Raw genomic sequence first — 23,610 nt, forward strand, 5'->3', positions numbered from 1 at the left:
CCGGTTTCGTCATAGTGGGGTTTACCAGAGTGGTAATGGATCGCCGATAGCTACGCGGCGCGATATATTTTATTCGCCGTGAAGAAAGAACGCAGCAAGCTGGCGCAATGTTGTTTCATCCAGCGTACCGGCGTGATCGTAATCGGCGGTTTTCAGGCGCTGGTCGATATCCTGAATCGACGGCCGTACCTCAGCCAACTTGCTGCGCACCTCTTTCTGATATTCGTTTTGCCGTTGTTGCCGCGTTTGCGACAATTCGAGCCCCTGCAACTGCTCGCTTGATTAGTTGGCAGCCTTTTTGTTTTTTAATTAGATACCCCAGAAATTATTGACCTTTTCCACTAGCTCATTATTAATTAATGCGCCAACACCAGCCATGTCCATATAGAAAAATCTGTTAAGGTAATTTAGCCATCGCATCACCGTTCAATGCGGCAGCAACCAGCTCGCCAACAAAATGTGTAAATGGGATAATATTCTGCCTGACGCTTGCTTCTTCTAAAGCAGCCATATAATCAAACCGTCTATCCACTGGAATGACCGTCCACGGATATCCTCCCGCAGCGAGCATGAGATTCATGATAAATCGCCCCATTCGTCCATTCCCATCCATATAGGGATGGATATAAACAAAAATAAAGTGTCCGAGGACGACACGAACGGCTGGATTTTCTTCCGATTCCAACATCTCAAAAAATATCGGGATAGCATCACGCACGGCATCAGGAGAAAGAGGGATGTGCATTGAATTGCGAATAAACACTCTGTTATTGCGATAGCCGGCAAGGTCAACAGGTTTGATAATACCAGTCGCAACGCTTGGAGCAAAAAGCTCACGATACCACTCACCGTGATCGTGGTCGGCTATTTGACCGGGGTTCTTGTTTTGGAGGACTGCTGCAACACTTTCTTTTACAGCACGAAATGCCTGAAAATAACCGCGTGCGGCCAATGCGTCTTTGTGTTCCCGATCTTTTTGATCGTTATCGGGATTCCAGCCACCGCTTCGTACTCGTTCGATGAGTTCAGGGCTGACACGATAACCTTCTATTGACAGTGAATGATAAGCGTCAGTGGTATAAATATCATCAACACATTTCAGATAACCATCCATATCATCTGGTATTCCCGGAGCCTCTGGGAAATGGTCAATAATTGCCGGACGCATTGTTTGCCACATCAAACGGATCCTGCCTGCATAAGGAGATGTTTCCCTGCGAGGTAATTGAAGTGATACCTGGCTCTCAAAAGGATCGCGCTCTCTGATGGTATAGCCGGCGGAATTCATCGTTTTTACGATATTATCAGCAATATTTTTCCTGCCAATATTACGAAATGCTCCAGCCAAGCGACCAGCGATAGTACTACGCCCATCTTCAAGTAAATGCGCAAGAACCTCGGAGGCATCAGAAACCAGCGATAATGCGGTTCGCACATCCGTCGGGCTATGCGTAAAGACAGATGCCGATGCTTCAACAAGAGCATAACCAAGAGAATACACCCGTAATCCATCTATTTTGACGATGTTTTGTTCGGACGGCATGGCCGTGCGCATATCGAAAATTGATGTGCCATGTAAAAGATGGGTCGGCTTGTTATTGCCTTTTGGCGCCCGGATAATCAGTTGAGGAGGAACCGTTTTGTTGCCGCCGTAGAGAGATACTGATTGTTCGGGTGAGAGGCACCAATCATCGCCAAAGCGTTTGTTGAGATAGCTGGCGCAAAAATCCCAAAACGATGCATACCATGCCGTCGTTTCGCCCTCTTTCTGACTTGGGCTTGAAGGAATGTACCACCCCTTCATGACTTCTTGTAAAAAACCAAATTTGATCAAACGCTCCCGATGGGTTCGAGAAAGATCGTTTGAACGAATAGCAACAGTTTGTTTCTCCTGAAGTTGTTTTAGTGTTTCCAATGATTCTGCTAATTTTTCCTGCGGAGTTGCCATGCCAGTTTGTGCCTCTGATTATCAACAATTTAGTCATCAATCCGTGCTAGAAATAGGTTATTGCGTTGTATTTTTAATAGGTTATTTTGATGTTCTTTCTATAGGTTATTATGTTGTATCACTGATAGGTTTTTGCGTCAAACAGCGTGGGGTAATGGATGATCTAAGGCAGGTACGACCATATTTCATGGTGAAAAATGAAGGAACAGCACGTTCAACTTGCGGTCGCCGTTACTCCAACGGTAATTTTCTATCTAATGGTGCTCAACGTCATCACCGCCAGCAGGGTCTATATTCTCAACCAACTCATCGGGCGTAAAAGGAAGATACAATTGAGAAAAGCCCGCCTTAGAAACAGATACCACTATTTTATTTATACCCTAAATAATTCGAGTTGCCGATGTGTTGGCTGCCCTTATCTCACTCAGTTACGGAAAAAAACCCAACATCCCAGTCCGCTTTTTATTGACAACCCTAACCCCGCAAGGCAAAAAAGTAGGCCACAATCCATCATCAGCACACGAGAGCCAATTAAAGGGAGGCCCGGAGTGGATAGCCCAGCCAGCCAACGCGCCAATCTCTACATACATGCCCGCTATCAGCACCCCGCCTGGTTATTGCTCGCTTCGCGCCGCGCCCCTTTGGTTTTAGGTTGTCTGCAAACGCTGTTTGATCAACGTCACGACGGGGTTCCCGTTGAAGATGCGATTCAGTCGCTGGCTGATATTCTGGCCTCAAATGCCAATCAACCGGATTTTGAGATCAACGGGGATAACTATCTGTTACTGGCGCGTAAGGAGTTACGGAGCTGGATAAAAAAAGCGCTGATAGTGGAACGGGAAGGCGCTATTTTTGCCACCGACGCGCTGGAAACGGCGTTGAACTTTACCGCCAATTTGCAAAATCGGCTGATGACCTCCACCGCATCACGGCTGATGATTGTGCAGCGCGAAATAGAAAACCTCGAAACCCACCTCAACCCCGATCCCGAAAAGCGCGCCGCGCTGCTGAAGAAACAGATAATCAGGCTTGAAAAGGAACTGAAAGAAACGCTGAAAGGCGATATTCCGATGCTGAGCGAAAATCAGGCGGTTGAATCGATACGTGAGATTTATAACCTCGCCAGCGGATTGCGCGCTGATTTTCGTCGCGTCGAGGATTCATGGCGCCAGGCCGATCGCCAGCTTCGTCAGGCGGTGATCGGCGAGCAACAAAACCGCGGGGAGATCATCGATAGTTTGTTAAACGGTCACGATGCGCTGCTGGAAACGCCGGAAGGCCAGGTTTTTCAGGGATTCCAGCAGCAGCTTAGCCAGTCGCTGGAGCTGGAATATATGAAACAGCGGCTGCGAAATATTCTGGAGTATCCGGCCGCGAGTAAAGCACTTGACCTGCGGCAGCGGGCGGAACTGCGCTGGCTGACCATCCATCTGGTCAAAGAATCCGCTGCGGTTATCCGCACCCGGGCGCGCAGCGAACGCGACGTAAAGGGGTTTATCAAAACCGGACTGGCGGCGGAGCACCACCGGGTCGGCGCCTTGCTGGCGCAAATTTTCCAGCAGGCGCAAAACATCCGTTGGGAACAGGCGTCAATACGGCGCAGCCCCGGCCCGCTGCCGCCGGTGGCGGTCGGTTTCAGCACGCTGCCGCTGATTGAACGTCTGCGCTTCAAGTCCGTCGCCCAGACGGAAGAAAACGATCTCGAACTCTCGCCGCAACAGACCAGTCTGAACGATATTGAAGATGATTTCTGGCTGGCGTTTAACGGTCTGGATCGAGAAGCCCTGATAGAGCAAACGCTGGACGCTTTGTCGCAAAACGGCGGCGAAATGTCGATCGCCCAGCTGGCGCAGGCATTCTCTCCCGAGCACGATCTGGAAACGCTGGCGCTGTGGTTGAGTATGGCGCGTGAAGCCGGATTACCGCTCCCCCAGGCGCGTGAATCGGTCGTTATCCATCATCCTGACGGCACGTCCGTACGTTTTACCTTACCGGCGGTGCGGTTACAGTTGGAAAAACTGCAACACATTAACAGGGAGCTATAAATCATGACCGAAGGATCCGAACAGCGGACGTCGCCGGGCGCCGACCTACCCGCAGAGACCGGCGTTACGCCGCGGCAAATTAAAGATACCGTGCAGGAACTGCTGAAGTACGGGCTGCTGGAAGAAAACCGCAAGCCTAATTTATACAAAACCGCGCTGCGGCATCGTGAAGAGATATTACCGATTCTGGAACCGCTGGAACTGAGCATGAAAATTGACGATGTCCGCGGTCTGGTATGGCTGGCGATCGATACGTCATGGCTGAGCGAAAATCCGCAGGAAGAGGATGAATGGACGCATCCGCTGGTAAGACGCCAGCGTCTGAATCTGGAACAGTCATTGCTGGTCGCCATTCTGCGGCAGCATTTTGTCGCTTATGAACAGGAAGCGGGCGTCGGCGCGGCCGGCTGCAAGGTATTGCTGGACGACCTGTTGCCCAATTTACAGCTTTACCTTGGCGATCCGGGTAGCGACGCGCTGGCGCAGAAACGTCTGCGCGGGCTGTTGGAACAGTTGAAAGGGCACGGTCTGGTTTCAGAGGTGGATAGCCAGGAGCAGGTCGCCATCCGGCCGATTATCGTTCACGTCGCCACCCCGGAAAACCTACAGGCCCTGTTGCGAACCTTCCGCAGCCATGCCAATCCCGGGCCGGGCATGGCTGGGCCGGAGGACGAAATATGAGGCAGCAATCGCTACAGTTACCGTCTGAAACCTACGTGTTAACCCACCTTGAACTGTATAACTGGGGCGCGTTCGGCGGCAGGCACTGCGCCGAAATCGATATACAGGGCACCGCGATTATCGGCCCGACGGGCAGCGGCAAAACCACGGTGGTGGACGCCTTTATGACCCTGCTGACGGCCAATCCCCGTTATAATCTGGCTTCCACCGGCGGGCATGAAAGCGACCGCGACCTTATCTCCTACGTCCGCGGCGTCGCCGGCGCGGGCAACAGCGCCGGCGACGAGCATATCGCCCGCAAAGGAAAAACCGTCACCAGTCTGGCGGCGCGTTTCAGTAACCAGGGCGCTTATCTGTGCATCGGAGCCATTTTCTGGCTGGATGACAATAGCGGCGCCACCGCCGATATGAAACGCCTGTGGATATTTTCCCAAACCCCCGACTATGGCATGGATGACTGGCTGGATGTTCACCATCAGGGCGGCGCGCGGGCGCTGAAACAGCTGGCCAAAGAGACCGCCGGGCTACAGGTGTTCGACAGCAAACAGGCCTATCTGGCCCGGCTGCGCACCATGTTTGAAGTCGGCGAGAACGCCTTTACCCTGCTAAACCGCGCCGCCGGGCTTAAACAGCTCAACAGCATTGATGAAATTTTCCGTGAACTGGTGTTGGATGACTATTCCGCCTTCCAGCGCGCCGGCGAAGTCGTTAATGAATTCAACGACCTGAAGGAGATACGCAACGAACTGGAAACCGCGCGTCAGCAGCAGCTATCCCTGCTGCCTATCGTCGGCGCATGGCAACGCCACGGTGAACTCACCTCCTCCCTCACTCAGTATGAAACGCTGAAAAAGCTGCTGCCGCGCTGGTATGCCGCGCAGGGGGAGCGTCTGTGGGGCGAGGAAATTCATCGTCTGACCCTCGGCCTTGAGGATCTCGAAACCCGGCAACAGGAGTGTGAAAATCAGCGTCAGTCGCTGACCGCGCAGGCCGCCGCCTTGTACGAGCGCTACCTGCAAAGCGGCGGCGGCAATCTGGAACATCTGCAAAATCAGATTGCGACCCAGCAGGACCTGGTGGCAATACGGCGGCGCGACAGCGAACAGTACCGGTTGCTGGCGCGCGCGCTACAGTTTGACGACAGCTTGAGCGCCGCCGCGCTGGCGGCGAATCAGCAGCGGGCCGTACAGCAATGGCAACAGCTAAACCAGCAGGCCGGGCGGCAGGAGCAGTTGGCGTTTGAAATCGGCGCCACCACCCAGCGTAAGGCGGAAGATCTCGCCGCGCTCAAACAGGAACATGAGGCCGTTCTACAGCGGCCCGGCTCCAATATTCCGCTGCCGTATCAGGCGTTTCGCAGCGATATGGCGGAGGCGCTGCATCTGGAGGAATCGCAGCTCCCCTTCGTGGCCGAACTGCTCGAAGTGCGCAAAGAGGAGTCAGCCTGGCGCGGCGCGATCGAACGGGCGATTGGCGGCCATCGGCTGCGCCTGATGGTGCCCGCCGGTGCGATGGACGCCGCGCTGGCGTGGGTTAACCAACGGCATAACCGGCTGCATGTCCGCCTGCTGGAAGCCGAAACATCGCCTTCCGCAGCACATTTTTTTGACGATGGTTTCGCCCGCAAACTGAATTTCAAAGCGCACCCTTATCGCGAAGCGCTGAAGCTGTTGCTCGCGGGCATCGATCGCCACTGCGTGGACTCTCCCCAGCGGCTGCGCGAGGTGCCGCACGCCATGACGGCGCAGGGGCTGATGTCCGGCAAAGCCCGTTATTTTGAAAAACAGGATCAGAAGCGGCTCGATCAGGACTGGATGACCGGTTTCGATAATCAGGATCGGCTGGCGAATTTACAGCGTTCCATCGAACAGGCGCAGGCCGAGTGGAAACAGGCCAGCGGCGAACAGCAACAGGCGCGCAAGGAGCTGGAAACCCATCGGCAGCGGTTACAGCTGCTACAACAGTTACAGACGTTGCAGTTCGAACAGATTAACCTGCCGGAGGCGGAACAAAAATTGACCCAGCTGCGCCGTCAGTTGGAGATATTAAAATCCGACGCCGACGTAGGGCAGGCCCATGCGCAGTGGCAGGAAGTGGAAAAACAAAAGCTGGCGCTTGATGAACGGCGCATTCGCTTAACCGAGGAAAAAGGCGGCGTACAGCAACAGCTTAGTCATGCCCGGCAGGCGCGGGACAGGTTATTGAAGCGCGGCGCGGAAAAATTGACCGAGGAGGAGCAGGCGCTGGCGCAGCGGCAACTGGGCGATGAAGCGCTCAACCTGGGCACGCTGGATGAGGTGGAGCGACGGCAGATCGACCGTATTGACCATCTGATTGGCGCCACGCTGGGCAAACAACAGCAGTGCGAAAAAGATCTAATCCGCCAGATGGGCGTGGCGAAGCAGAAAGACACCGGCGCCCTGACGGAAAGCGGCACCGAACTGAGCGACATTGACGACTATCTGGCGCGGTTGCGCGTGCTCAGCGACGAAGCGCTGCCGGAGAAACAGCAACGCTTTCTGACCTATCTCAACCAGTCGTCCGATCAGGGCGTCACGCAGTTACTGATGGATATTCAAAACGAAGTCAACCGCATTGAGGAACGCATTGAGTCGTTGAATCAAACCTTGCAACGGGTCGACTTTCAGCCGGGGCAATACCTGCGTCTGGAACCGCGGCAGATTGCCCATGAACGTTTGCGCACCCTGGAGCAGGCGCAGCGCCATCTGCGTTCGGCGGCGCTGAAAGACGATCTGGGAGAGAGCCACTACCGGGCGTTGCAGCAACTGATCGATATTCTGCAAGAGGCCAGCGAAAACCGCAAAACGGTCGGCGCCCGGGCGTTGCTCGATCCCCGTTACCGGTTGCAGTTTTCCGTGTCGGTGCTCGATCGGGAAACCCATGCCCTGTTGGAAACCCGTACCGGATCTCAGGGCGGCAGCGGCGGCGAAAAAGAAATTATCGCCAGCTATGTGCTGACCGCCTCGCTCAGCTACGCACTCTGCCCGGACGGCAGCAGCCAGCCGTTATTCGGCACCATTGTGCTGGATGAAGCCTTCTCGAAAAGCTCGCAGGCGGTGGCGGGCAGAATCATCTCCGCCCTGAGCGAATTCGGCCTGCATCCGCTGTTTGTCACCCCCAACAAGGAGCTGCGCCTGCTGCGCAACCACACCCGCTCGGCCATTGTGGTGCACCGCAAAGGATTACAGGCCACCCTCGCCTCGCTGAGTTGGGAACAGCTCGATCAACACGCCAGACAACGGAATTAGCGCCATGAAAAGCCCGCAGGAGCTACAGCGATTTCTGGCGCGGCAATGGCAGTCGGCCGAAGTGCGCGAGCAGCGCTTATCCGGCGACGGCTGGCCGTGGCGCTTGACCATCGGCCGCCCTTCGGCGCGTCTGTTCACCGAACAGACGGCGCGGGTGCGGGAACATATTCAGGCATGGCGCGCCGTAGACATCGGCGAAGTGTGCGACGAGCAATACCGTTACCGCAGCGGCGGCGAACCGGTGGCGCTGCCCGGCGTATGGCAACTGGCCTCGCCCGACGAATGGGTCGCGGCGACCGGCGACCGGCAAATCGCCCAGGAATACCGGCAGCTTACCCTGTTGCTGTCGCACATCGATCGGCGCTTCCACCGTTTGTTCATCCGCCAGCGCTCCTTATGGCGCGGCAAAGACAATACGGAGACGCTCGCCGCCTGCTCCGCCGCGCTCAAACTCACGCCGGGCTGCGCCAACGGCATGCCGCTGCGCGCCCTGGCGTTAAATGAGATCGATAGTAAATTTTTTGAGCGTCACCAGCATTTACTCACCAGCCTGCTGGATGTGCTGTACCACGGACAGGCCGGCCGCGAGGGGTTGACGACATTTTTAGGCGCCAGCGCTGAAACCGCGCACTGGCTTCTGCTGGTGCCGTTGGCCCCCGGATTGCTGCCGTTCGCGCAACTGCGGGTCAGAGCACAGGAGTTAAGCCGCGGCGCGCTGCCCGCCGGGCGGATTTTGCTGATCGAAAACGAACGGTGCCTGCATCAATTGCCGCCGCTGGCGGATACCATCGCCATCCTCGGCGCCGGGCTGGATCTGGAGTGGCTGGATAGCGCGCCGCTGCGCGCCAAACGGCTGGCCTACTGGGGCGATATGGATAGCTGGGGGATGACGATGCTGGCCAAAGCCAGACAATACCAGCCGGAGATTCAGGCGTTGATGATGGATAAAACCTGCTTCGAACGCTATGCGCCGGACTACGCGGTGGCCGAACCGGAGCCGGCTCAGGCGCTGCCCTCCCCTTACCTTACCAGCGAGGAACGGGAGTTTTATCGCTATCTACAGCAGCAGGAGAAAGGTCGGCTGGAACAGGAACGCCTGCCCGCCGACCTAGTGACGGCGGTGTTGCGTCAATGGCATCAATCAACGCAACAGATTAGGGTTTAAGCCTTGTATCATCGCCGCGCGCCAACGGCGTCGCGGCCTATTGTTCACATCGCCTGAGCGGTCAGCAGATCGACGTTGCTCGCACCGGCGACGCGCTCGATATAAGCGGCGACGGCCGGACCGAAGCTAACGCCCTGCACAATGCTCAGCGAGCGGAGGATGGGGAACAGAATAAAATCGCTGGTGGAGATATCCCGTTTATCCGCCAGCAGCGGTTCAAGCTGCGCGAGCTGTTGCTGAACCTGGGATAGCAGCGCGGGAGTGTCGGACAGCAGCGCGTTCAGGTCGCCGAAGGCTTTTTCTTCCCGTTGCAGGTAAGCCGTGCGGGCCTCCCCGGTAGCGAGTTCTTTGAAATCAGCCCTGGTGAAACGCGGCACCGCCAGTTTGAAAACCACGCCGGAGGTCGCCTGGCACCAGGCTTCAATCGCGGGATCGACGGCTTTATCCGCAATTAAAGGCGCCTTCAGGCTATCGACATAGTGAACGATATCCATACTTTCCGGCATAAAACCGCCGTCGTCTTTTTGCAGAATAGGCACCACCTTGCGCCCAACCATACTCGTAGGGGTGGCAACGTCTCCCTCCATAATGACGGACAGTTCAAACGGTATCTTCTTTAGTCCGAAAACCATTCTGGCCCTGACGCAAAACGGACAGTGTTCATAGATGAAAAGCTTCATTGCATAACCCCTTGATGATGTAAAACGTCGGGATACGGCTTTATCCCGACAACCATATCGTCAGAGTAATACCAGCAATAAGCGGAGGTAAAGAAAATGTAGCCCGATAGTTGCGGCCCGGCGACGTTTACAGCGGTCGCTTTACTTATTGAGCCGCAGTTCGGTAAGTGAACCGGCGATGGCGGCAAACGCCGCCGATAAATCGTTGACGTTGGAAGCATCAAAATAGTAGCCGCCCGCGCCGCTGGAACAGTTCTGCATCATGGTCTTGGTCGTGCCGTTGGTGCCGCTGCCCAGCACCACCGTGTAGATTTTGATATCGGCGGTTTTAATGTTTTTACACAGATCGTTGGTTAAGGCATTCAGCGTATTATTGCCGACTTCCCAATCCGACTGACCGTTGATACGCGCCTGATATAATTTTCCATAAGGGTTTATCGCCGTACCGTTATTATTCAATTCATCCTTGTCGCCCACCCGCAGCGAATTAAAATCGGAGCTGTTGGCATATTTGGAAAAGGTGAAATAGTGGTTATCGTCGTTAAGCTGATTGATATTATCAGCATAACTGTCTGATCTTGCCTTTGACCACGAACTGTCTTCCTGCTCTTTTATCTGATAGTTAAAACGGATGCCGTAATCCACCGCGATATCTCTTTCACCGTCGATTACCACGCCGATACTCTGCGAGTCAGATTTAGCCAGCTTGGGGTCCAGGCCGTTATTGCCGTCGGTCAGCAGCACGATCACTTTATTCAGGCCGATGGCGGCATCGCGTGGTTTATCGTTATCCTCCCAGCCCTGCTCGCCCCGCCAGGCGGGATCCAGCATGCGCCACGACCACAGTAGCCCCAGCGGAATAATGGTGCGGCCATCCACCGCCATAGCGCTGATTTTTTGCTTTAGCCGCGCCGCATTATCGGTCAGAAACATCATTTCCCGGCTCGACGGACAATTATTGTTTCTGACAAAGCCGTACTGCGTCTGCTCATAATAGGAATTAAAGGCGAAGCGGGGAACGATGTCGCCTTCAGCATTGAGGTCGGCGCGCATACTGCGATCGCCGCTGATAAGCGGAACGGAACCGGGCTCCACACGGTATCCATAAACCGCTGCGCCATGCTGCCTTTCATAGCGAGACTTCAGCTCGGCCGTGGTGATTAATCCATTATTGCCGTTTAACGTCCCAACCGTCATCAGCGGCGCAAAAGAACCCGGCAACCCCGCTTCGGCTGCAAAGATATTATTCAAATAAGGCTCCACCACACAGCCGCCCCAGTGTTTACCGGCGGCAATATAGGGGAACTGCCGCGCCTCCGGCGTCAGCCAGTGGGTTTTCTGCGCGCCGATATACACCGTATCGGCAAAGGGCACGATGCCGATAAACGTCTGGCTGGCGGTCTCACCGCCCCGCGCCGCGCCCAGCACCGTATCCACCAGCTCCGTGGCGGCGCTTTTCAGCTTGCCAATCCGATTTTCATTCTGCATCGAACCGGTATTATCCAGCGCCAGCACCATTTCCAGATCGCCGCGGGTGCGGCGTACCGCTTCATTTGCCGCCGATAAATTAAAGGCGGTTCTATCCAGGGTTCCGGCTATCAGCAACGGCAGGGAGCCGCTCGCCGACATCCGCACAAGTTGCCCGCTGGCGGCCCCTTGCGCCGTTTTCTCTTCGTCATAGGTTATCGTCAGATTATCCGACGGGATGCGGCTGCCGAGAAAATCCTCCGGCATATTGCTGCGAAAATAGCTGATGGCGTCGGCGCGCCATCCGGCTTCCTGGTCGGAACCCGCCCTGGGCGTATATTTATCCAGATTGCGTCCGGCGGAAATCACCGCCGCATCCAGCGCATTCTGTAACTTGCCCTGCGCCATGCCATAGCGGATAAAATCAATCGCCCCCAGCAGCATAAACAGTATCAGCGGAAAACAGAGCAGATAGGTCAGCGCGACCGCGCCGCGCTGTTCGCGCCGCAGCCGGAGAAACAACCGTCTGAGTCGGATCATGATGCTACCGCCGTCGTATTATTCAAGATTGTCACGCAAGGTGCTGAAACGCGGGCGATAAAACACCCGGCTGCCGATTTCCCGCTCCCCGCCCAGCCGCTGCCAGAATGTCGAACCGATAGCAAACGGGGTGTAGTAATAAAAAGCTTCCACCACGATGGCGGTGTCGCCCACCGCCGCCTGCGGAAAGCCGTTTGGCGGCGCCAACCGGGAAACCGGATTACGACTATTGCCGCTGCCTTGATAAACTTTCGGCGGCCTCTCCGGCATCGCTTTCCAGACCGCCTCGCCGTCGGCGTCTTCTACGGCATAGAAACTAATGACCAAACCGCCGTTGCTTTTGTAATCAAGCGGCGTCATCAAATCCTGGGCGATGGCGTTATAGGTGCAGATATCGTTGGCCAGCGTACAATTTTCGCCATCTTTCAGTTCCCGCTGCATCGACAGGCTGTTCGCCACCATAAATGCGGTGCGATCCACCACCGCCGCGGCCCGGAAATAGCCGTATAGCTCCCAGGCGCCAATAATAAGAAACACCGCCAGGGGAATAATCAGCGCCGCCTCAACCGCCGCCGCGCCGCCGCAGTCGCGTCCGACGCGCCACAGCGCCGTCTGCCGCAGACGGCGACAGGCTCTCATCATTCGCCGTCTCATGGTTCGTTCTGGATCAGAATCACGCGTTCAAAACGCATCGGGTCGTCGCCCAGCCAGGCGATAAACCCCGTCAGACCGGGACGATCAAACGCCAGCCGATAGATCACCATATCCCCCCGCTCCCCGGCATCGCACACCGGCTGATAGTGTTCGTCGTTCAGGTCGCCGAATCGGTTATCGCCGCCCGGCGTGTAAATTTTGGCATCGGCATACATTTCGCTTTCACTGCCGATCCAGGTCGACAGCGTGCTTCTCATCACCCCCCGCACCGCCTGCCGGCAATCGCCGTCAATACCGATGCGCCCCATCCGCGCCACCCGGTTGGCGGCGATATCCAGATGGGCGTCGGCCAGCATGATGAACGCCACTTCAACGGCAATAAACACCACCGCGAACAGCAGCGGCGCGACCAGCGCATATTCCAGCGCGCTGACGCCGCGCTGGTCGCGCCGCCACAGAGCCAGCCGGGTTAGCCTCCGCACCGCATCACCTCATGCTCTGACGCAGGTAGCGATAGAACGCCAGATTATCCTCTACCGCGCCCCGCGACTGGCTGCTCAGCAGAATTTCTTCGGCGGCATCCTCCCGCCCCAGCACGCCGTAAGCCAACGCCAGATTATCCCGCTCCTGCGGCAGCCTGCCGGACACCCCCGTCGTTCCCAGCAGAACATTTACCGCCTCGCGCGGTTTTCCGTTCAACGCCAGCGATAATCCCAGATTGGCGCGCATGGTCGTATCATCAGGATATAGCCGCAACCCGCGCCGATAGGTGCTCTGCGCCTGGTGGTGATCGCCCGCCAGATCGTAACTCACCCCCAGCCCGGACAGCGCCAGCGGATGGTTCGGGAAGCGGCTGAGAATAGACTGGAAACCCGCGGTCGCCTCCGGCAGGCGGCGCTGGCGTATCAGAATTCTGGCCTGTCCCAAGCTGGCATCGATATTGTCCGGCTCAATCTTTTGCGCCACGGCATACGCCTTATTGGCGGCGTCCAGCTCGCCGGATAAGAAATGGGTGTTCGCCAGCCCCAGCCAGGCGGCGGCGCTGGCGGGCCGCGTTTCCGTCAGCCGGCGATAGATTGACGAGGCGACGTTAAGATCCCCGCTCTGCAGCGCGCTGGCGGCGATGCGCAAATCGCTCTCCTCCCTCGCCGACGCTCCCTGAACGCTTTTCTCCTGATGCGCCGGCGCCGGACGCAGCAGCGCGCAGCCGGCAAGCGAAATCACCATACAAAGCAGCAAACCCGGTCGATATTTATAATCCATCACCCTCACCTGTTTTCATTACTGCTGTGAAGCAAAAAAAGACATCAGCCCCAGTACCGCCGGCCCCGCCGCCACGATTAATACCGTGGGCAGAATAAACAGCATCATCGGCAGCGTGATTTTTACCGCCAGCTTGGCGGCGGACTCTTCCAGCCGCATCATGCGGGCGGTGCGTTCGGAGCGGGCCAGAATACGCAAAGCCTGGGTAATCGCCGTGCCATACTGACGGGATTGCAGCAGCGTATTCACCAGCGTGCTGACGGAATCCAGCCCGGTACGCTGGGCCAGCCGCTTGAGTACCGTCTCGCTATCATTACTGATTTGCAGTTCGCCGGAGGTGAGGCGCAGCTCATCCGCCAACGCCGGGCAGACCGCCTCAATCTCTTCGGCGACCCGCTGAACGGCGCTGTTTAAACCCAGCCCGGCGTTGGTGCAGATCACCAGCAGGTCAAGCGCATCCGGCAAGCTTTGCTGGATCGCCCGCTGACGGCGCGCCACCAGCCGGTCAAGCAGCAAACGGGGAAACAGGGTTCCCAGATAGAGCGCCAGCAGGCAGAGTCCCATACCGTATAGCCGGTTGCCCTCCAGATACGGCCAGACGAAGATCGCCACCAGCGCGGACAGGGAAATCATCGACAGCAGCGATAACGCCGCGACGACAATCAGCGCCTGGGAACTGCGGAACCCGGCCGATACCAGCTTTTGCGCAATTTCCGTACGCTGGGCCGCGCTAAATAACGGAGCAAAGCGGCCGATATGCTGTAACAGCCGCACCAGGCGCTGAGGCAGCGCATAACGCCGCCAGGGACGCGCCGGATCCTGTTGCTGGTTACGCTTGCGCAAGACTTCGGCCCGCAATCGTTCGCCCAGCCTGGCGCGGCGTCCGATACGAGCATAGAGATACAGGCTTACGCCGCTTACCGCGCACAGCAGGTAAATGAGATGAAGCAGATCCACTCAAACCTCCATTCTGGCAATTTTGCGAATCGACGCCACGCCCAGCGCCAGCATGACGCCGGCGATCCATAGCAGCATTTGCCCGCCAGGCGTATCGAACAGGACGCCGATGTACCCCGGATTAAGCACAAACAGCGCGCCGCTGATAAAGAACGGCAGCAGCGCCAGGATCATGCCGGATAAACGACCTTCCGCGGTCATCGCTTTGGTTTTCAGGCGCAGATCGCGTCGGGCGCGAATAATCGCCGAGAGGTTATCCAGCGCTTCCACCAGCGAACCGCCGGTATCGCGCTGCAAGGCCAGACAAACGGCAAAAAAGGCGAAATCCGGCAATTCGATGCGCAATACCGCTTCATCCACCACATCCTGAATATCATTGCCCAACAGCAGCCCATCCCCCATTTTCAGGAATTCGGGGCCGAGCGGCGCGGCGATATGGTTGCCGACATTGCGAATGGACTGGCCGACCGGGATCCCGGCCTGGCTGGCGCGGGTGATCATATCCATCGCTTCCGGCAATTGATTGAGAAACTGAATCTGGAACCGCTCGACCTGTTTTTGGTAAATAAAGAAGAGAGTCGCGAGCGGGGCGACCAGCAGCGCCAGCGGAATGCTCCACCCGTTGGCCGGTATCAGGCCGAGCGCCAGCAGTACGCCGTCAAGCAGCGCGATCGCCGCCGCGCAGAGGAACAGCGTTCGTCTTCCCCGCGGCCCGCCCACGGTATCCAGGCGGTTAAGATAGTACCCCAGCGTTCCCATCGCCTGACGTCGCCGACGGCGGCGCGCTTCCGCCTGAGCGCGCTCCAGTTCCAGCAATATTTTCTGCCGTGAAACGCTGACCGACACGCCGATAACCGCTTTCAGCCGCTGGCGGATGCGCACGCCGGCCCGCTGGCGCAGCGCCGTGCTCAAGACGAGCACGGCCAGCCCGGCCAATATGCTGGCGGCAAAGGCCGCTATCATCACCACGTCGGCCTGGCTCATGGGCGCATCGCCTCCAGCAGCGCGGTTTCCATCCCGTAATAGCGCGCCCGCTCGGCGAAAACCGGCCGCATGCCGCTGCTGTCGAAGGTTCCTTTCACCTCGTCGTCAAAGGCGCTGGCATCGTAACTGAAGTGAAATAACTCCTGGGTGACGATCACGTCCCCCTCCATTCCCGCCAGTTCGGTAATGCTGGTGACGCGCCGGGCGCCGTCGCGCATCCGTTCAACCTGTACAATCAGGTGCACCGCGCTGGAAATCTGGCGGCGGATGGAATACAGCGGCAGATTGCCGTTGGCCATCAGCACCATGCTTTCCAGACGGATCAACGCATCGCGCGGGTTGTTGGCGTGCAGCGTGGTCATCGAACCATCATGGCCGGTATTCATCGCCTGCAACACATCCAGCGCCTCCACGCCGCGCGTCTCTCCCAGAATGATTCTATCCGGCCGCATGCGCAGCGCGTTGCGCACCAAATCCCCCTGGGTCACCTTACCGCCGCCCTCCAGATTGGCCGGGCGCGTCTCCAGCCGCAACACATGGGGCTGCTGCAGCTGTAATTCCGCCGCATCTTCAACGGTAATGATGCGCTCGGAAACGGAGATAAAGCGCGACAGCGCATTGAGCAGCGTGGTTTTACCCGAGCCCGTACCGCCGGAAATAACGATATTGAGCCGGCTGGCGGCGGCGATTTCCAACACCCGCGCCATAGCCGGCGACAGGCAGTTTCTCGCCACCAGCCGCTGTAGCGTCAGATCCCGGCGCGAGAATTTACGGATCGAGATCGATGCGCCATCTATCGCCAGCGGGGGTAAAATCACGTTGACGCGGCTGCCGTCGGCCAGACGGGCATCCACCATCGGGCTGCTTTCATCCACCCGGCGCCCCACCGATGAGGCGATACGCTGGGCGACGTTGACGACGTGCGCATTGTCGCGGAATTTAAACGGCGTCAACTCCAGCTTGCCGAAACGCTCCACATAAATCTGATCCGGGCCGTTAACCATAATGTCGGACACCGTGTCATCCTGTAATAAAGGCTCAATCGGCCCGACGCCGAACATGTCATTCAGGATCTCCCGTCCCATCAGCCTCTGTTCGGTCTGCGTCACCGGCATACTCTCCATCACCACCGTTTCCGCGATAATGGCCTCAACATCAAGCCTGACCTCATCACGGGTACGCTGCAGCGCGCTGGAGACGTCAATGGTGGCAAACACCGTTTGCCGCACCCGGACATAATATGCGGAGCGCACCACCGTCTCCTCCTGCGGCGGGCCATTCGTCACCGCCGCGGCGGGCTCGGAAGAGGCTTCCCTCAATATGGGCGCCTCTTTTTTCTGCCGCGCGCTTTTGCCCTCCGTCACGGAGGTTTCCACCTGCGGCGACGGCGGCGCGTCGAATACCACTCCCGGTTTGCGGCCAAAACTCATGCTAACCTCTGCAACAGTAACGCCCGCCACCATGACACCGGCTGACTGACCTGCCGTTCACCGGTCAGGATGCTGGCGAGTTGTCTGACGCCGCGGCTAAATTCGCTGCGCTCCGGCAACGCCTCGGCCAGATTTTCCGCCAGCGACAACGTTTGGGCGTCATAGCCGATCTGCACCGCTATCGCCAGATCGACGGACTTGAGGAAATCATCGATATTGACTTTATTACGGTTTAGCGGCTGCGGCTGGTTGATAATGCTATACACGGTTGCCGGATTGGGATGCGCCTCGATATGGCGCACCAGCCTGACCAGCGATCTGGCCGAATAAACCGACTGATCCGCCACCACGCAGGCCAGACTGGCGAGGGAAAATGCGGCCGAAGCCAGTTCGCCGCCGCGCTGGGGGATATCCAGCACCACATAGTGAAAATGCTGACTTAGCGTCGCCAGTAACGCCTCCAGCGCCCCCTCCATCGACGGATAGAGGTCCATATAATCCAGTTCGGCGCCCAGGGCATACAGGCGATTGTCCACCGTAGACAGCGTCCGCTCCAGATATTGCGGATCCAGGCGGTTCACATTGCCCATAATTTCAATCAGGGCGTTCCCTCCCGCCAGCCCCAGCATGCTGGTGCCGCTGCCGCCATAAAAATCGAGATCGATATAGACCACGCGGCGATGCGCGCCGCCGACGGAAAGCGCCCTGGCCAGATGCGTCGCCACGCTGGTGGTGCCGACGCCGCCGCGCGTGCCGACCACGGCGATAACTTTCCCCAGCCGCCGCTGACGCACGGTATGGTTATCGTCCGCCTCCAGCGTACGGCGCAATAACTCCGCGCCCAGCGGCTTCACCAGATAGTCCCGCACCCCGCGTTGCAGCAAGTTACGATATAGCCCGACATCATTGCGATCCCCCACCACGTAGACCTGCACCGAGGGTTCACAGGCGTTGGCCAGCCGCTCCAGCTCGTCCAGCGGTCCGCTGGAACCTGAAATATCCACCATCAGGCGCTGCGGCGAGCGGCCCGTTTTTTTCAGCCAGGCGATCACATCGTCAACGTTGCCCCGCTCGACCCGGCTATCGGTCACGGTGCTGGCCTTAAAGAAACGCGTCAGTTCCTCTTTGCTGGCCGCATCATGGACGAATGCCGCGAAGTTTACCGCCCGCTGCTCGCCACGCTCTTTTTCACCCAGTACGCTCATATGTCCCTATCCGCTTAGTCACCTGACATTGAAGTAGATTCGGTCTCCCGCAACGGCTCGACCTTATTCTGGCGATAGCGCGTTACCGCCAAGGCCGCCGCATCCGCCTGCATACCGCTATAAACGCGCGGCGTGGATAAATCCTGCGGTCGCGCCAGGCTGATCGCCAGATTGCTATAGGTCGCGCAGCCGAACGCCACCTGCTGGCGACCGTCATGGCTCCAGTGGTACGCGGGTTGCAGTAAGCGGTCACAATCCGGCGCAACCGCGGCCCACGGTTTGCCGCGCAACTGCAATCTTATTGATGAAACATCCGGCATGCCGGCAGGATCCCGCTGCCATGAGGCGCACCCCGCCGACAGCCACGCCGCGCCGGCAACGAGCAGTAAAGCGAGACAGCGGCGCAGCTCTGTGTAAACCATCATCCTCACACTCCTGTTGTTATCTGAACCGCCATCCGGGCAGATAAATTGCCATTTCGGCGCCGCGCTAATAGACAAAACCGGCCGATCCCGTCAGGCGGGGAACGTCGTTTTGCAGCGGGTCATAGCCGGTCCTTTTGCTGACGATAAATTCGATATCGGTATTGGCCCGCATGCTGTCGAGCGGCGTAGCCAGTTGACCGGCCGCCGCAGGCCGCACCAGATACGGCGTGACAATCACCACCAGTTCGCTTTTGTTGTTTTGATAATCTGAAGAAGAAAACAGTTTGCCCAACACCGGCACCGAGCCGAGGCCGGGTACTTTGGAAAGCACGTCGCGCACATTGTTCTGCAGCAGTCCGCCGATGGCGAAGCTCTGCCCGCTCGCCATCTCCACGGTGGTTTCGACGCGGCGCACGGATACGCCGGGAATGGACAATCCGTCCATGACGATACTGCTATTGGGATCGATCTCGCTGATTTCAGGGCGCACCTTGATACTGATGCGATCGTCGCCCAATACCGTGGGGGTAAAGTCGAGCGCCACGCCGAACGGCTTAAACTCCACGCTCATCGAATCCGATTCCTGTTTAATCGGCACCGGGAATTCGCCGCCGGCCAGGAAGCTGGCGGTCTGGCCGGAAACCGCGGTCAGATTGGGTTCGGCCAGAATGCTGATCAGCCCTTCTTTATCCAGCGCGTCGATCATCGTCTGAATCGAGGTTCCGCCCTTGTTGTAGCCCCCCAGGAAAGAGTATGCGCCGGACGCGCCCGTCCAGGTTCTTACCCCGTCGGCGGCATTGGTCGAAACAAAATCACGCCCGCTGACCAGCCCGGTGACAAAATTGCCCGATTTGGCGATCACCTCCCAGTTCACCCCCAGCTGTTGCGTCACCGCGCGTGAAACTTCCGTGACCCGCACCCGCAGATGCACCTGAACCGGGCTGGCGATGGCAAGCTGATTGAGCAACTGATCTTTTTCCCCCAGATAGGGGCGAAGGGTCTGAGCTATCGCCTCGGCCGTTTCGGCATTGGGAACCGAACCGCTGACCATGATGGAGCCGGGAGCGGAGGTCAGCGTCAGGCGAAGCGCCGGAAAACGCTGGCGCAACGTAGTTTGAACCTCGGACAGATTATGCCGCACCACGACCGTACGCCGTAGCAGCGGTTTCCCTGCCGAATCAAGAATATACAGCGACGTGGTGCCGACGCGTTTCCCCAGCACCAGCACCGCTCCCGCCGTCGGCGACTGAACGTCGGCGATATCGGGATCGGCGACGAATACCGTCGCCATATCCGCGGCGACGTTCACCAACGTCCCGGCCCCGACAGAGAGCGTCAGCGTCTGCCGGGCCTGGGCCGCCGCCGTGAATAGCAAACCGGCGGCAGCCAGCAGCATAAACATAAAAATCCTAGCGAGCATGGGTGCCAAATTCCTGTTCCTGACGTTGACCGCCCCGCATAATAATCACCCGATGTGATTTAAGCGGGTCCGTTTTCCCTGCCGACGGCGTCGACGGGCTGCTTCCCAATGCTCGGGATACATCGCCTCCCCATATCGGCCGGTTATCTTTCCCAACGGTGTTATCCCATGCCACAACGGAAGCCGTCGTATTTTGCCGTTCCTCATGGCCGGCGATATCCCGCTGTTCCACCGCAAAGCTGCGCAACGCCATGGATAAGCTGCCCAGCTGCGCGGCGACGGTCACTGCTTCCGCCGCCCGCGGCGCGACCTCGATGGTGACCGTTCTGACATTATTGGGTTTGCCGTTTTCTTCCGTTTTACGCAGTAAACTGGAGCCGACGGCGATAATCCGTACCCGCTCGACCACCGTTTCACTGACCACCAGACGCGCGTTGCCGCCGTGGTTGTTCTCCGCCTGCCGCATGCGCTGGGTGAGGATGATGTCGACAAAATCCCCCGGCTGAATCAGCCCCGCATTGCCGGAAACATCATCGACCGGCACGGAAACCGCGCGCATGCCCGGCTTTAACACCGCGGCCAGAAAACCGGGAGCATCCGGGCGGATAACATCGGCGGCCAGAATCAGCGCCCCGGCATCCATCCGTTTGCGCACCAGCGCGCCGTTGAGATTGGCCGCGCTGCTGCCTTCGGTCAGCGCGCCTTTCGGCACGTCGCCTTCCGGATAGGCTTTCCAGGCCAGATCCCCCTCGCGCAGCAGTAGTCCCGCCGGCAACGCCGCCGCGGTGACGCGCACCTGTACGCGCCGTTCCGCCGGCGCGCCGCTCTGCTGGCTGCTGACGAACATCAGGCGGGCGATCCCCGCCAGCAGCGCCGCCGCCAGCAGAATCAAAGCCAGTTTCAATAGCGAAGACATCAACAAATCACTCCCGAATGGATGCGCAGCCGGCGTACCTTTACGGAGATGCCCCGTTGCCGGCGGCGGCCGTCAACGCCGGCTGAGAAGCAGCACGGTAAGCCCTCCGGCCACCAAGGCGACGCCATAGGGCACGCCGCGCCGGGCGGACAGGGCATAAAGCGCAGCGGACGCCGCCTGCGGCGGTTTCAGCCTCTTGTCCGCCAGCCATCCCGCCACGCCGAGCAGTGCGCCAACCAGACTAATGGCGACCAGGGCCGGCGCCGCGTGAAACGGACCGGCCCAGAGCATGACTACCGCGCCTAACTTGACATCGCCGCCGCCAACGCCGCCGCGTATAAACGACAGCAGCAGCAGGACAAAAGCCGTCGCGCCAACCAGACAATGCGCAGCGAATTGCGCCCAGTTCAATCCCTGACTAAAGGCATAAAAGGGAAATAACAGGGCGTAATACAATACCCACCGATTAGGCAGGCAGCGCCGGGTTAAATCGGCGCGCATTAATAGCCAGAACAGTGCCAGCAGCGGCGCAGTAATCATTAACTGCATAAAAAATATTAATCGCCCGGAGTGTTGTCTGTACTCGAATCAACGGCCTTCTGAATAGACGTATTGGCATTATCAAAAAGCGTATTTACCTGTTCGCCGAAAAGCGTCACGCCGCTCGCGACAATTACCACAATAACCCCTGCCAGAATGGCGTATTCCAATGCGGATACGCCACGCTCATCTTTTTGCAAAATTTTAAATAAGTTACGCATCATCGGTCCTCGACAATTAAGTTAATTAAATAAAAACGCGAATAATAAATATCACCGCACAAAACAACCGCGCACAACGCGCCGCCACTAAATGCTTGATGACATTTGGCTACATCTCCAAGTTACCCGGAAACTTTTTCTTCGCAGATGCTGTATAATTTAATCACTTCAAAAATCTCATTTAGACAAAAACTTAAAACAACGGCCAATTACTCTTTTATTCCAATAAAGAATTACGATATATCCAATAATATAAGAATATTCACAATTCTCTATTTAACGACAGACTCACCGGCAATAGCTTTTCTTAAAAAAGCTAAAGTATTTTATTTTGGCAAAAAAAGACACCGTCCCGATTTAATTAGCGGGATCTATTATAACCTATTGATAATATTTACATTAATGACAGAGCGCTATCCGAAATTATCCATTTCTTTACACCCTTATAAGACCGTAGAGATATTCACGTAAAGCTGGCGTGATTAATATTATGCTACGAGCTTATTCTGAACAAAAAAAAACTCATTACAAATCATTTATATCGATCGATTTCACTCATTTTGATAGGTATAGCATATCAATACGCGGTTATGAATTGGTTATGACGATCATTATTTATTATAGTAAGTATCGTTTTTTACAACGCCTTGGTGTCTATACCCCAACTTTAATAATATTTTTCCCGCAGTAAAAACAGAAAATACGGCAATAGCCGCGGTAATGCTCCTGGTAAAAAAACCAGCCGTTATCACTGCACGCATGTGTAGGCATTGTTTGATCCAGACGCAGAAATCACTATCGAAACCGGGGGGGATAAAATTGACAAAATAGCAGCATCACAGATAATTAAAATGCATTACGCATTCGCGTTTGCAGTTAAAAATCAATAAATCATATAAATATTAAACCAATTAAATTGATATTTAACAAAAAATTCACGAAATTGTAATGGATGTTTCAATGATTATTAAAAAACGGAAAGCATAGCGCGGTAGCGGCAACGCCTGCCGACATAAGTCCCGTGGGTGGGTGCGGTAGCCTTTTACCTTTAGCGTAGTTCAATTAACGTCAGCGTGCCGCCGAATACCGCGCCGGTATCGATATAGAGCTGGTTAAAAAATATCAGGGTTTTGTGAAGCGGCGTATGGCCGAAGATAAATAGATGCGCGCCGGCGATGCGCCGGCCCTTCCCCGCCATGGCTCGGGTGATGCGGGTTCGCCCCCAGACCAGCTCATCCGCATCGACCACCTTGCCGAACGCATAATCGTCCGACGGGTAATCCGCATGGGCAATCACATAGTGGCGGCCGCCGACGTCCACGTCGATGACCAGCGGCAACTGAGCCGTCCGGGCTATCCGCTGCGCCGCGAATGGTTGCTCCGCTTGATTGAGCGCGGCATACCAGGTACCGCCATTGCGCGACCACAGCCAGCCGTTGTCCTCATTCAGCGCCTCGCGCGCCATTTGCTCATGATTGCCGCACACGGCGGTAAACCAGGGCTCATCCAGCAGCGTCAGACAGGCCATGCTGTCGGGCCCGCGATCGATCAGATCGCCCACCGAGATCAGCAGGTCGGTCTGGCGATTGAATTGCCGGGCGGCCAGCGCATCCAGCAACAGCTGGTGGCAGCCGTGGATATCGCCGACGACGAATATTTTTCGATAGTCATCCCCACTGATGCCGCGGTACATCAATTTCTCACCTCCCGCTGCCGGACCTTCGCCCTTGTCGCGCATTGAGATAAGTATGGCACTAACACACCGGGGTGAACGACTCTTCCGTGGGCTGATGCGGCGTC

22 protein-coding genes are annotated in these 23,610 nt (G+C 57.0%); 5 read left to right on the top strand and 17 right to left on the bottom strand.

Annotated features, from left to right (window positions below; all coding sequences use genetic code 11):
* Positions 1 to 69 precede the first annotated feature (69 nt).
* Together DDT56_RS05320 and DDT56_RS05325 are read right to left on the bottom strand one after the other, a co-directional pair.
* Positions 70 to 255 carry a hypothetical protein gene (locus DDT56_RS05320; protein WP_136165460.1) on the bottom strand — a complete coding sequence of 62 codons (186 nt, stop codon included), beginning with the start codon at positions 253 to 255 and terminating at the stop codon, positions 70 to 72.
* A 142-nt stretch (positions 256 to 397) separates the two neighbouring features.
* On the bottom strand, positions 398 to 1,948 hold the full coding sequence (locus DDT56_RS05325; protein ID WP_136165461.1) for a Fic family protein: 1,551 nt from the start codon (positions 1,946 to 1,948) through the stop codon (positions 398 to 400).
* Between DDT56_RS05325 and DDT56_RS24365 the strand changes: the two genes are divergently transcribed.
* The 5 genes from DDT56_RS24365 (at position 1,947) to DDT56_RS05345 (ending at position 9,108) form a co-directional block, all read left to right on the top strand.
* Positions 1,947 to 2,267, top strand: coding sequence for a hypothetical protein (locus DDT56_RS24365; RefSeq protein ID WP_168197575.1), 321 nt, complete (start codon positions 1,947 to 1,949; stop codon positions 2,265 to 2,267). The genes DDT56_RS05325 and DDT56_RS24365 overlap by 2 nt on opposite strands.
* A 229-nt stretch (positions 2,268 to 2,496) precedes the next feature.
* Positions 2,497 to 3,993, top strand: a complete 1,497-nt coding sequence (locus DDT56_RS05330; RefSeq protein WP_246856726.1) for a DUF3375 domain-containing protein — start codon at positions 2,497 to 2,499, stop codon at positions 3,991 to 3,993.
* A gap of 3 nt (positions 3,994 to 3,996) precedes the next feature.
* Positions 3,997 to 4,674: a DUF4194 domain-containing protein gene (locus DDT56_RS05335; protein ID WP_136165462.1), complete on the top strand. Its 678-nt coding sequence runs from the start codon at positions 3,997 to 3,999 to the stop codon at positions 4,672 to 4,674.
* Positions 4,671 to 7,943: an ATP-binding protein gene (locus DDT56_RS05340; protein WP_136165463.1), complete on the top strand. Its 3,273-nt coding sequence runs from the start codon at positions 4,671 to 4,673 to the stop codon at positions 7,941 to 7,943. The genes DDT56_RS05335 and DDT56_RS05340 overlap by 4 nt, the downstream gene beginning before the upstream one ends.
* 4 nt (positions 7,944 to 7,947) lie before the next feature.
* Entirely contained in the window at positions 7,948 to 9,108 is a 1,161-nt protein-coding gene (locus tag DDT56_RS05345; protein WP_136165464.1) for a Wadjet anti-phage system protein JetD domain-containing protein, read from the top strand.
* 44 nt (positions 9,109 to 9,152) lie between these two features.
* Here DDT56_RS05345 and grxB read toward each other — a convergent pair whose 3' ends face one another.
* The 15 genes from grxB to DDT56_RS05420 form a co-directional block, all read right to left on the bottom strand.
* Complete coding sequence (gene grxB / locus DDT56_RS05350; protein ID WP_136165465.1) at positions 9,153 to 9,788, bottom strand: glutaredoxin 2; 636 nt, start codon at positions 9,786 to 9,788, stop codon at positions 9,153 to 9,155.
* 141 nt (positions 9,789 to 9,929) lie between these two features.
* Complete coding sequence (locus DDT56_RS05355; RefSeq protein WP_136165466.1) at positions 9,930 to 11,795, bottom strand: TadE/TadG family type IV pilus assembly protein; 1,866 nt, start codon at positions 11,793 to 11,795, stop codon at positions 9,930 to 9,932.
* An 18-nt stretch (positions 11,796 to 11,813) separates the two neighbouring features.
* Complete coding sequence (locus tag DDT56_RS05360) at positions 11,814 to 12,437, bottom strand: TadE/TadG family type IV pilus assembly protein (RefSeq protein WP_168197579.1); 624 nt, start codon at positions 12,435 to 12,437, stop codon at positions 11,814 to 11,816.
* A gap of 8 nt (positions 12,438 to 12,445) precedes the next feature.
* Complete coding sequence (locus DDT56_RS05365) at positions 12,446 to 12,931, bottom strand: TadE/TadG family type IV pilus assembly protein (RefSeq protein WP_136165468.1); 486 nt, start codon at positions 12,929 to 12,931, stop codon at positions 12,446 to 12,448.
* A 4-nt stretch (positions 12,932 to 12,935) separates the two neighbouring features.
* Positions 12,936 to 13,712: a tetratricopeptide repeat protein gene (locus DDT56_RS05370; RefSeq protein ID WP_136165469.1), complete on the bottom strand. Its 777-nt coding sequence runs from the start codon at positions 13,710 to 13,712 to the stop codon at positions 12,936 to 12,938.
* A gap of 18 nt (positions 13,713 to 13,730) precedes the next feature.
* Positions 13,731 to 14,669 carry a type II secretion system F family protein gene (locus tag DDT56_RS05375; RefSeq protein ID WP_136165470.1) on the bottom strand — a complete coding sequence of 313 codons (939 nt, stop codon included), beginning with the start codon at positions 14,667 to 14,669 and terminating at the stop codon, positions 13,731 to 13,733.
* Positions 14,670 to 15,653, bottom strand: a complete 984-nt coding sequence (locus DDT56_RS05380; RefSeq protein ID WP_136165471.1) for a type II secretion system F family protein — start codon at positions 15,651 to 15,653, stop codon at positions 14,670 to 14,672.
* The gene (locus tag DDT56_RS05385) at positions 15,650 to 17,083 is read right to left on the bottom strand and encodes a TadA family conjugal transfer-associated ATPase (RefSeq protein ID WP_210416982.1); all 1,434 of its coding nucleotides are present in this window, start codon (positions 17,081 to 17,083) and stop codon (positions 15,650 to 15,652) included. The genes DDT56_RS05380 and DDT56_RS05385 overlap by 4 nt, the downstream gene beginning before the upstream one ends.
* A complete protein-coding gene (locus tag DDT56_RS05390; protein ID WP_136165473.1) occupies positions 17,080 to 18,288 on the bottom strand; it encodes a CpaE/TadZ family protein in 1,209 nt (402 codons plus the stop codon). The genes DDT56_RS05385 and DDT56_RS05390 overlap by 4 nt, the downstream gene beginning before the upstream one ends.
* Positions 18,289 to 18,302: 14 nt before the next feature.
* The gene (locus DDT56_RS05395) at positions 18,303 to 18,713 is read right to left on the bottom strand and encodes a CpaD family pilus assembly lipoprotein (RefSeq protein ID WP_136165474.1); all 411 of its coding nucleotides are present in this window, start codon (positions 18,711 to 18,713) and stop codon (positions 18,303 to 18,305) included.
* Between the two features lie 64 nt (positions 18,714 to 18,777).
* Positions 18,778 to 20,133, bottom strand: coding sequence for a type II and III secretion system protein family protein (locus DDT56_RS05400; protein WP_210416983.1), 1,356 nt, complete (start codon positions 20,131 to 20,133; stop codon positions 18,778 to 18,780).
* Positions 20,123 to 21,049 carry a Flp pilus assembly protein CpaB gene (cpaB, locus tag DDT56_RS05405; protein ID WP_136165475.1) on the bottom strand — a complete coding sequence of 309 codons (927 nt, stop codon included), beginning with the start codon at positions 21,047 to 21,049 and terminating at the stop codon, positions 20,123 to 20,125. Before cpaB ends, DDT56_RS05400 begins: the two co-directional genes overlap by 11 nt.
* 72 nt (positions 21,050 to 21,121) lie before the next feature.
* Complete coding sequence (locus DDT56_RS05410; protein ID WP_136165476.1) at positions 21,122 to 21,598, bottom strand: A24 family peptidase; 477 nt, start codon at positions 21,596 to 21,598, stop codon at positions 21,122 to 21,124.
* Positions 21,599 to 21,606: 8 nt separating this feature from the next.
* Positions 21,607 to 21,813 (bottom strand): Flp family type IVb pilin, encoded by a 207-nt coding sequence (locus tag DDT56_RS05415; RefSeq protein WP_210416984.1) that lies wholly within the window; start codon positions 21,811 to 21,813, stop codon positions 21,607 to 21,609.
* A gap of 1,045 nt (positions 21,814 to 22,858) precedes the next feature.
* Entirely contained in the window at positions 22,859 to 23,503 is a 645-nt protein-coding gene (locus DDT56_RS05420) for a metallophosphoesterase (protein ID WP_136165477.1), read from the bottom strand.
* Between the last annotated feature and the right edge of the window lie 107 nt (positions 23,504 to 23,610).

It is taken from the genome of Brenneria corticis, assembly GCF_003115855.1.
Taxonomy (GTDB): Bacteria; Pseudomonadota; Gammaproteobacteria; order Enterobacterales; family Enterobacteriaceae; genus Brenneria; species Brenneria corticis.

Excerpts from the sequence above, each read along its gene's own strand:
- DDT56_RS24365 (WP_168197575.1), top strand. The coding sequence starts at position 1,947 with ATGCCAGTTTGTGCCTCTGATTATCAACAATTTAGTCATCAATCCGTG.
- DDT56_RS05325 (WP_136165461.1), bottom strand. The coding sequence starts at position 1,948 with ATGGCAACTCCGCAGGAAAAATTAGCAGAATCATTGGAAACACTAAAA.
- DDT56_RS05335 (WP_136165462.1), top strand. The coding sequence starts at position 3,997 with ATGACCGAAGGATCCGAACAGCGGACGTCGCCGGGCGCCGACCTACCC.
- DDT56_RS05340 (WP_136165463.1), top strand. The coding sequence starts at position 4,671 with ATGAGGCAGCAATCGCTACAGTTACCGTCTGAAACCTACGTGTTAACC.
- DDT56_RS05345 (WP_136165464.1), top strand. The coding sequence starts at position 7,948 with ATGAAAAGCCCGCAGGAGCTACAGCGATTTCTGGCGCGGCAATGGCAG.
- grxB (WP_136165465.1), bottom strand. The coding sequence starts at position 9,788 with ATGAAGCTTTTCATCTATGAACACTGTCCGTTTTGCGTCAGGGCCAGA.
- DDT56_RS05355 (WP_136165466.1), bottom strand. The coding sequence starts at position 11,795 with ATGATCCGACTCAGACGGTTGTTTCTCCGGCTGCGGCGCGAACAGCGC.
- DDT56_RS05360 (WP_168197579.1), bottom strand. The coding sequence starts at position 12,437 with ATGATGAGAGCCTGTCGCCGTCTGCGGCAGACGGCGCTGTGGCGCGTC.
- DDT56_RS05370 (WP_136165469.1), bottom strand. The coding sequence starts at position 13,712 with ATGGATTATAAATATCGACCGGGTTTGCTGCTTTGTATGGTGATTTCG.
- DDT56_RS05380 (WP_136165471.1), bottom strand. The coding sequence starts at position 15,653 with ATGAGCCAGGCCGACGTGGTGATGATAGCGGCCTTTGCCGCCAGCATA.
- DDT56_RS05385 (WP_210416982.1), bottom strand. The coding sequence starts at position 17,083 with ATGAGTTTTGGCCGCAAACCGGGAGTGGTATTCGACGCGCCGCCGTCG.
- DDT56_RS05390 (WP_136165473.1), bottom strand. The coding sequence starts at position 18,288 with ATGAGCGTACTGGGTGAAAAAGAGCGTGGCGAGCAGCGGGCGGTAAAC.
- DDT56_RS05395 (WP_136165474.1), bottom strand. The coding sequence starts at position 18,713 with ATGATGGTTTACACAGAGCTGCGCCGCTGTCTCGCTTTACTGCTCGTT.
- DDT56_RS05400 (WP_210416983.1), bottom strand. The coding sequence starts at position 20,133 with ATGCTCGCTAGGATTTTTATGTTTATGCTGCTGGCTGCCGCCGGTTTG.
- cpaB (WP_136165475.1), bottom strand. The coding sequence starts at position 21,049 with ATGTCTTCGCTATTGAAACTGGCTTTGATTCTGCTGGCGGCGGCGCTG.
- DDT56_RS05410 (WP_136165476.1), bottom strand. The coding sequence starts at position 21,598 with ATGCAGTTAATGATTACTGCGCCGCTGCTGGCACTGTTCTGGCTATTA.
- DDT56_RS05415 (WP_210416984.1), bottom strand. The coding sequence starts at position 21,813 with ATGATGCGTAACTTATTTAAAATTTTGCAAAAAGATGAGCGTGGCGTA.
- DDT56_RS05420 (WP_136165477.1), bottom strand. The coding sequence starts at position 23,503 with ATGTACCGCGGCATCAGTGGGGATGACTATCGAAAAATATTCGTCGTC.